At 66.9% G+C, this 7,782-nt stretch carries 6 protein-coding genes; 3 read left to right on the top strand and 3 right to left on the bottom strand.

The features are described 5' to 3' along the window. Positions 1-36: 36 nt before the first annotated feature. Positions 37-756 carry an ABC transporter substrate-binding protein gene (locus AC31A1_RS08445; RefSeq protein ID WP_489652636.1) on the bottom strand — a complete coding sequence of 240 codons (720 nt, stop codon included), beginning with the start codon at positions 754-756 and terminating at the stop codon, positions 37-39. Positions 757-1,185: 429 nt separating this feature from the next. Here AC31A1_RS08445 and AC31A1_RS08440 point away from each other — a divergent pair, with 429 nt between their 5' ends. Further along, positions 1,186-1,845, top strand: coding sequence for a TetR/AcrR family transcriptional regulator (locus AC31A1_RS08440; RefSeq protein WP_489652635.1), 660 nt, complete (start codon positions 1,186-1,188; stop codon positions 1,843-1,845). A gap of 487 nt (positions 1,846-2,332) precedes the next feature. Here the strand turns inward: AC31A1_RS08440 and AC31A1_RS08435 are convergent, their stop codons facing one another. Beyond that, positions 2,333-4,171: a serine hydrolase domain-containing protein gene (locus tag AC31A1_RS08435; RefSeq protein WP_489652634.1), complete on the bottom strand. Its 1,839-nt coding sequence runs from the start codon at positions 4,169-4,171 to the stop codon at positions 2,333-2,335. 207 nt (positions 4,172-4,378) lie between these two features. Beyond that, a complete protein-coding gene (locus tag AC31A1_RS08430) occupies positions 4,379-5,275 on the bottom strand; it encodes a LysR family transcriptional regulator (RefSeq protein ID WP_489652633.1) in 897 nt (298 codons plus the stop codon). A 193-nt stretch (positions 5,276-5,468) separates the two neighbouring features. On the opposite strand from AC31A1_RS08430, the gene AC31A1_RS08425 reads away from it, so the two are divergent. After that, positions 5,469-6,347 (top strand): carbon-nitrogen hydrolase family protein, encoded by an 879-nt coding sequence (locus AC31A1_RS08425; protein ID WP_489652632.1) that lies wholly within the window; start codon positions 5,469-5,471, stop codon positions 6,345-6,347. Continuing rightward, positions 6,344-7,714: an APC family permease gene (locus AC31A1_RS08420; RefSeq protein WP_489652631.1), complete on the top strand. Its 1,371-nt coding sequence runs from the start codon at positions 6,344-6,346 to the stop codon at positions 7,712-7,714. The genes AC31A1_RS08425 and AC31A1_RS08420 overlap by 4 nt, the downstream gene beginning before the upstream one ends. Positions 7,715-7,782 lie beyond the last annotated feature (68 nt).

Raw genomic sequence — 7,782 nt, 5'->3', positions numbered from 1 at the left:
GGACGATCCCCAGCTTCCACCACAGCAGAAACCGAATCAGCTCGACCAGTGACTACACCACTCGGCGGGACACCATCCCATCAGGTCCATCACTTGCTCGTGCGACGCATCGCAGAGCCACTGCCGTGCGGCTTCCAACGCCGCCAAATACCGCAGAAGCCCGTCGCCGTGCGCCTTCCACACCCCTGGGCCGGCTATGACACCCTGCCCGGGAAAGTCCGGCACCTCCGCCTCCACAGAGGCCAGCGACACGAAGCCCTCCACCGTCGCCTGCTCATCCAGGGGCGGCCCGAGCAATGTCGCATCGATCGACCCCACACGCAGCGCCTCCCACCGCTCACGCACCCCACCCACCGGCAGCAACGTGTAGTCGGCGGCCGACAGACGACGCCGAGCGAGCAGATGACGCAACACCACAGCGAACCCGTTGTTCACGGCATCGACGCCCAGCACCGCACCCCGCAGCCCCTGCACCCCGGTCACCGAGGGCCGGGCAACCAGCTCAAGAGGTGTTGTCGACTCCACCTGGGCCACGATCCGAAGATCCCCGCCGTCGGCGTTCCAGACCAAGAGGTTGTCCATGGCTGTAACGCCGACGTCGACGTTCCCGCTCAGCAACCGGTCTCTCTGATCCGTCGACGACTCGACGAGCACCGTCTCGACGTCCACACCCATATCGGCGTAGATCCCCAGCTCGTCAGCTACGACACAGACAGAAGGCGGAACGAACACCGCCTGCCGAAGGCACACCGTCATCGGGCGCCCTCCTTCCTGTGAAAGGCAACGCAACACTACATACGAAACGATACGTTTCGCATCTCATGCGCTTCACCCGGCCCCCCTCGCGCAACGAAGATCCAGTCGCACCATCCACAAAAAACCCCACGAACTGGACTTATGACTCATCACTCATGCCGCCACACTCCGACGGAGTGACACCAGCCGCAGGACCCTCCCCACGGCGATACGAACCGTTCGGATTGAAAAACAATGGAGCGCGAAATGCTCAGGAGCACGAAGGGTCACGCCTACATGGATCGCTCGAACCACGACGGTCGGCACGGACACCCCCGGGAGCAACCACCCGATGGGCGCCAACGATCCGATACGTGTCGTATCCTTTGTATGAGCATGCCAGTCGCGCTGGCATAGGGATTGCGGTCGCGCCTGAGGTGAATTTCTACTGTGGCTGTACGAAGCGAATCGAGCCGTCGCGCGATCCTCGACGCGACCATGGATCTCCTTGTCCGCGACGGCCGGCGCGCCACCACGGTGCAGAAGCTGACCATGGAGGCGATCGCCAAGCGGGCCAAGGTCAGCAAGGCGACGATCTACCGGTGGTGGCCCAGCAAGGCCGCCGTCGTCATCGACGCCTTCATGGAGAACCACCTGGCGCACACCCGCATCCCCGAAGGGGTACCGGTGCGCGATGCCCTCCTGGCCCACCTCAAGTCGCTGATCTCCCGCTACGCCGGCCCGCAGGGCAAGCTGGTCGCCCAGATCATCGCCGAGGGGCAGTACGACCCCGAGACGATGGCCAACTTCCGCGAGCGCTTCTGGCAGGAGCGCGCCGCGGCCGTCGAGAAACTGATGCGTCAGGGTATCGACGAAGGCGTCTTCCGCCCGGACCTGGACCCGAGCGCGGCAGCCCAGTTGTTCTACGCACCGGTCTACTTCCATCTCCTGTTCAGCGTCAGCCCGCTCGACGACGCACTTGCCGAACAACTCGTTGACTTGGGAATCCGAGACCTGGCAGCCCATCCAGTCCAGGACGGAACAGCCCGAGTTCTCAGCACTCCCACCCAAGCCGGACCAGGTAGTCGGCCCTCCTGCGCTCCCGACTGATGATCTCTGAGTTGGATGTCTCAGGGAGGCTGGCCATTCACTCAAGAGATGCCCGACAGGGTTGAGAGCGAAGGCCGTACATGAGGATGCTTGCATGGCAATTAGCGCTAGTCACGGCTTCGCCAGCGGCGAGGCTTCCGCCTCATGGGTCGACCGGAAGGCGCGGCTGAATAGGCCTTCGCCAGCAGCGGTCGCAGATTCTGATGGGCCCCTGGCGTGGGAGCTGTCAGTAGAGCCTGGGTGCGTCATTACCTGAGCGCGATCCCGCCCCGGTGACGCACCCAGGCACGCTCCTGCCCGTCGGTTGTAGTACCCGACGGGCAGGAGCGTGACCACACGAAGGAGGGGCTGAACTGTCCACCCCTCAGCGGCTGTCGGCTGGCCGGAGTCTCCTATCGAACCTGGAAGGGTTCGGGTGGGACACCCCGGCAACGGTCATAGTCAGGCGAAGCGCATCCCAGGCCGACAAGGGTGCCTTTGATGGGGTCTACCTCGCAGTAACTGCCGCGCCGGGCATGGGCGCTAGCTTGTCGGCTTCGGCGACGGCGGCGTTCCAACTGAACTCGTTGTTGTCACTGAAGTAGTAGTAGGTGGCGCCGTTCGGCATCATCGCGACGGTGATGCCGCCGTATCCCGACATGAATGGTACGTAGAAGGGGCTGGTGTAGGCGGGGTTGTCGGCGGACGTGAACTCGCGGCCCCAGAAGCCGTTCTGGTACTTCATGGGATTGGTGCCGGTGGTGGTCATGCCCCGGTCGTGCGGTGTGCGTTGCATGGTGGCCGCGAGCAGTGTCGGGTCGAGCAGCTGCTTGCCGTTGGCGGTGCCGTGGTCGTTGTTGAGGAATTTCGCGAACTTGGCGACGGAGTCCTGCGTCCAGAACAGGCCGTAGCCGCCGAGGGGCACCCCGCCGGGGCTGTTGTCCGTGCGGGAGGAGACGAGGGAGTCGGGGCCTACGCCGATGGGCTTGAGCACGTCGTCGCGGAGCATGGTGAAGATGTCGGCGTCCGAACCGGCCTTGTCCCGCAGGTAGTTGTTCATCGCGCGGGCGGCGAGGAAGGTGTCCGAGGTGTGGTAGACCCACTTGCTGCCGGGCCTGGCCTTACGCGGGAAGGACAGGGCGAGTCGCATCTTGTCGGCGTAGGGCTCGGCCGCGAAGAAGTCCGCCATGGTGCGGCCCGACTCGTCGGTCTCGTAGCCGGGCGAGGTGTAATTCCCGGTGGCCATGTCGAGGGTGCGGTCGAGGGTGACACCGCTCCAGGCAGTCTTGCCGACGGTCTCGGGGATTCGGTCGGAGAGCTTCTCCTGGGCCACGGCCGGGCCGTATCGCTGCGCCAGACGCAGCATGGCGGTTCCCGCGAACGCCGACTTCGCGGTCGAGTACGAAGGCAGCAGCATCTGGCCGCAGAACGGGTAATCCCCTTGCCGGGTCCGACAGTTGCCCACGTAGTGGACTCCGCCGAAGTAGAAGCCGAAGGTGCTCAGCGCGGACGGCGTGATGCCGGAACCGAACTTCGCCACGTCCACCCCACTGTCCGGGTAGTCGGTGGCCAGCGCCGAGATGGGCTTGGTCGGGAGCCGGTCCCCGACCTCGGAGGCGTACGCGGCGCGCAGGTTCTCGGCGCCGTCGACGGGGCCGGGCCGGTAGTCGGCCGGTACCTGGCCCCACATGTCGAACTGGAAGTACTCGCAGGTCTCCGTGGTGATCTGGTAGCGGACCTCGGAGACCGATGTGTCGTCGAAGAGGAACGTCAGAGCGCCGTTGTGCACGCAGTTGGCGTTGCGCTCGACGAGCGCGAACGGCAGGGAGGCACGGGTGCGTTGACCGTCGCCGTCCTCGTTCCACACGCGGCCGGGTCCCACCGCCAGGTTCCACGCCTTGTTCCCCGTGTACTGCAGCCCGCGCTTCGCAGGGACGAGATGGCTGCCGTTCTGCACGAGCGCGATGTCGACGGGCGGTAGGTGCCGGGTGGCTGCTGCGTCTCCGTATCTGTTCGGGTCCTTCAATGCGCGGAATCCGCCGGCGGTGGAGAGGCCGTCGAGGGTGAGGGTGCCTTCGAAGCTGTGGGTGGGTGGCGCTGCTTGCGCCGGCAGGGCGAAGGCACTGTCGGGCACGGTGTCGTCGGCGGTACCCCCGGCGAGTTGACCGGCGGTGAGCTCGGTCCGGTTCACCGCACCGCTTCCGGTGAGCGGATCACCCGGTACGGGTACGGGTGCGGTTGCGGCGGGCGCCGCCATAGTCGGCAGCGGGACGGCGAACAGCCCCGCGAGCACGGCGGCAGTGGCGGCGGCACGGCGTAGCCGTCGGGCATGGAACGGGCTCGGCATGGTCCGAGGTCCTCTCGGGCTGGCAGCTGATGCGGGATATCGCCGCATGGTGGGGCGCGCCGGGGCCGCCGTCCAATGCCTGCCCGATCTGGTCAGGCTGCCTGCCGGGCATACCTCCAGCTCTCCCTGACCTGTCGGCCGTCGGGTCAGCGTGCGGTCACGCGTCACGTCGTGGTGAGGGCCGTGGTCTGTAGTCGTCGCTGCAGTTCACAGGCGGGCGGCGACTTGTGGCCCGTACCGCTCAACACAAAAGCGGGACAACCCGGCCGCGAATGCCTCGATGCTGCGCAGCGCATAGTGGCCGGCGTCCCACGCCGCGTGCAGGCGGATCTGCAGCGGTTCGCCCGTGCTGTCGAGGATCAGCAGCGGGTGCAGGTCGAAGCGGGGATCGTCGGAGACCACCGCGACACCATGGCCCGAAGCCGCCATGGCCTGTACGACGTGCGGGGTGTCGCATTCGAGTGCGATGTCGTACGAGGCGTCCGCATCCTGCACGGCGTGGTCCAGGATGCGGCGGGTGCCGTGCGCCGGGGTGAGGACGATGAGGGGCTCCGCGGCAAGTTCCCTGATGGTGACGCGGTCCCGGTGCGCCCAGGCGTGGTCGGCACGGACGTAGGCCCACAACGGCAGGCGGGCCACCGGGAGCCCGGCGAAACGGCTCCTCGGAGGTGCCGAGGAGATGGCTACATCGGCGCCCCTCGCAAGGGCCTGGTACGCACGTGCCGGACTCTCCGCCTGCACTGTGACGAGCGGATCCTCCGGCCCCCAGGTGGCCAGGAACGGCGCGATCACGTCGGTGATGGTCGTGGGCGGCGCCGCCACGGTGATCCGCATGGCACGACCGGCAGCCAGCGCACCGACTGCGGACTCGGCGGCGTCCGCGCGGGCGACCAGATCACGTGCCAGGGGAAGGAAGCGCCGGCCGGCCGCCGTCAGGACCATCTGCTTGCCACCGCGATCGAAGAGCGCCATCCCCAAGTCACCCTCCAGACCGCGCAGTTGGCGCGACAGAGAGGGCTGGGCGACGTGGACCACCTCGGCAGCCTTGGTGACCGAACCGGTCTCCACGATGGCGAGGAAGTAGCGCAGCACTCGGAGCTCCATGGCGGTGACCCCTCGGGAGACGAAGGAGGCATGACACCTTCATGCCTCGAAGGCATGGTAACCACCCCTCACAAGTATTTGAGGCTATGGATGACCAGCCGCATTCTTGTCCCACCGGAATTTCTGCTTATCGGCGCACGAATCTCCGTCGACTTCTCCTCGAACAGTTCCTTCGATTGGCTGGTGTCCCCGCATGGCCCGCCCCCTGCCCTTGATCCTCGCCCAGGCGCCCGGCCGTCCGGCCGACGACCTCGCAGGCTTTGCCGCCGACGTGGAGCGGCGCGTGAAACCGCACGCACCCGGCGCCCTGGTCGTCTACCCCGAACTGCACCTCGGCGAGAGCGCCCCCGGCATCCCGGCCACCCCGGAGAACGCCGCCGAGCCGCTCGACGGCAAACGCGATGCGGCCTTCGCCGAGCTCGCGGGGGATCTGGGCATCTGGCTGGTACCTGGCAGCGTCTACGAGCGAGGCACCGGCGATCACGTCCACAACACGACACCGGTCTATTCCCCACGGGGTGAGCGCCTCGCCGCGTACCGCAAGGTCTTCCCGTGGCGGCCGTACGAGACGACCACACCCGGCAACCGGTTCGAGGTCGTCGACCTCGCCGGGGTCGGCCGCATCGGACTGTCCATCTGCTACGACACCTGGTTCCCGGAGACCTCCCGCCATCTGGCCTGGATGGGCGCGGAGCTGATCGTCAACGTGGTCCGCACGCCGACGAGCGACCGCGCGCAGGAAGTCGTCCTCAACCGCGCCAACGCCATCACCAATCAGGTCTTCGTCGCCAGCGTCAACTCCGCCGCCCCATCCGGGATCGGCCGCAGCCTCGTCATCGATCCACAGGGCACGGCGCGCGCCGAAACCGTCGATGCCGGGGACTCCACTCTCACCGACGTGATCGACCTCGACGAGGTCAGCAACGTCCGCCGCTACGGCACCGCCGGTCTCAACCGGATCTGGGACCAGTTCCGCCCCGGCGACCCGGCCCTCGAACTCCCGCTGTACCGGGGCCGCATCGACCCCGCCACCTGGAACCCCGCCCACACCACCGAGGAGCCACCACGATGAACGGCGAGACCACAGAGAGCACCATGAGACTGAAGGGCGACCTGAGCCTCCTCTCCGTCGTCCTGTTCGGCCTGGCCTACATCTCCCCCGGCATCGTCGTCACGATGTTCGGCGTGGTCGCCGCCACCAGCGGCGGAGCGGCCCCGACCGCGTTCGCCGTCGCCACCGTCGCGATGCTGCTCACTGGGCTGAGTTACGCGAAGATGGCGCGCGCCGTGCCCGGTGCGGGGTCGGTCTACACCTATGCCCGCAAGATGCTCGACAGCCGCATCGGATTCCTGTCCGGCTGGGCGATGCTGCTCGACTACTTCTTCATCCCGATGGTCGGCTGGCTGATCACGGCGATCTACTTCCACGCCCAGTTCCCCGCGGTACCCAAGTGGGTCTGGCTGATCGTCTCGGTGGGCGTCACCACCGCCATCAACGTCTTCGGCATGAAGCTCGCGGACCGCGTCAACAAAGTCCTGATGTTCATCGCCCTGGGATCGCTGGTCCTCTTCGCCACCCTGTGCGTCGTCTTCCTCGGCAAACACGGCTCCTCCGCGCCCGCCACCAACGCCCTGTGGAACTCCGGCACCACGATCAGTACGGTCACCGCGGCCGCCGCCATCGCCGCGTATTCCTTCCTCGGCTTCGACGCCGTCTCCACCCTGGGCGAGGAGGCCAGGGGCGGGGCGAGGACGATCGGCCGCGGCATCATCGGCTGCGTCATCGCCGCCGGAGCGATCTTCATCGTGCTGTCCTTCGTGATGCAACTGGTCCACCCCGGCGCGAAGTTCGCCGACGTCGACGCGGCCGCCTACCACCTGAAGGTCCAGGTCGGCGGCAAAACGTACGCCGAGACCATCAACTTCGTCACCATCGCCGGATCCATCGCCTCTTGCATCGCCCTGCAAGCCTCCGCCGCCCGACTCATGTACGTCATGGGACGCGACGGCGCACTGCCCAAGGCGGTCTTCGGCAACCTGTCGGGGAAGACCGGCACGCCCGTCTTCAACCTGCTGCTGACCGCAGCCGCCGGTGTCATCGCCATGAAACTCGACCTGACCACAGCCACCTCATTCATCAACTTCGGCGCCTTCCTCGGCTTCACCCTGGTGAACGTCTGCGTGATCGCCCACCTGGTCCGAGAGCGCAGACACGGCCACACCCCCAACCTCTTCTCGTACCTGGTGATGCCGGCCGTCGGCGCCGGCGTTTCCCTCTACCTGCTCACGAAGCTCGGTCACATCGCACTCCAGATCGGGGGCGTATGGCTGGCGATCGGCGTCGTCTACCTGGCCGTCCTGACCAAGGGCTTTCGCCGGCCCGCACCGGAGATGACCTTCGACGACGACACCGCGGCCACGGACGCAGTCACCGCGTAGCTCCCCTCCCGATGCGAGGAGACGAGCATGCCCCCCCCACAACTGCTGAACTGGTGCATGAGCGGAGC

This window comes from Streptomyces sp. P5F9, from assembly GCF_057961495.1.
Note: the sequence above shows the minus strand (reverse complement) of the source record. Positions and strands in the feature narration are given on the sequence as shown.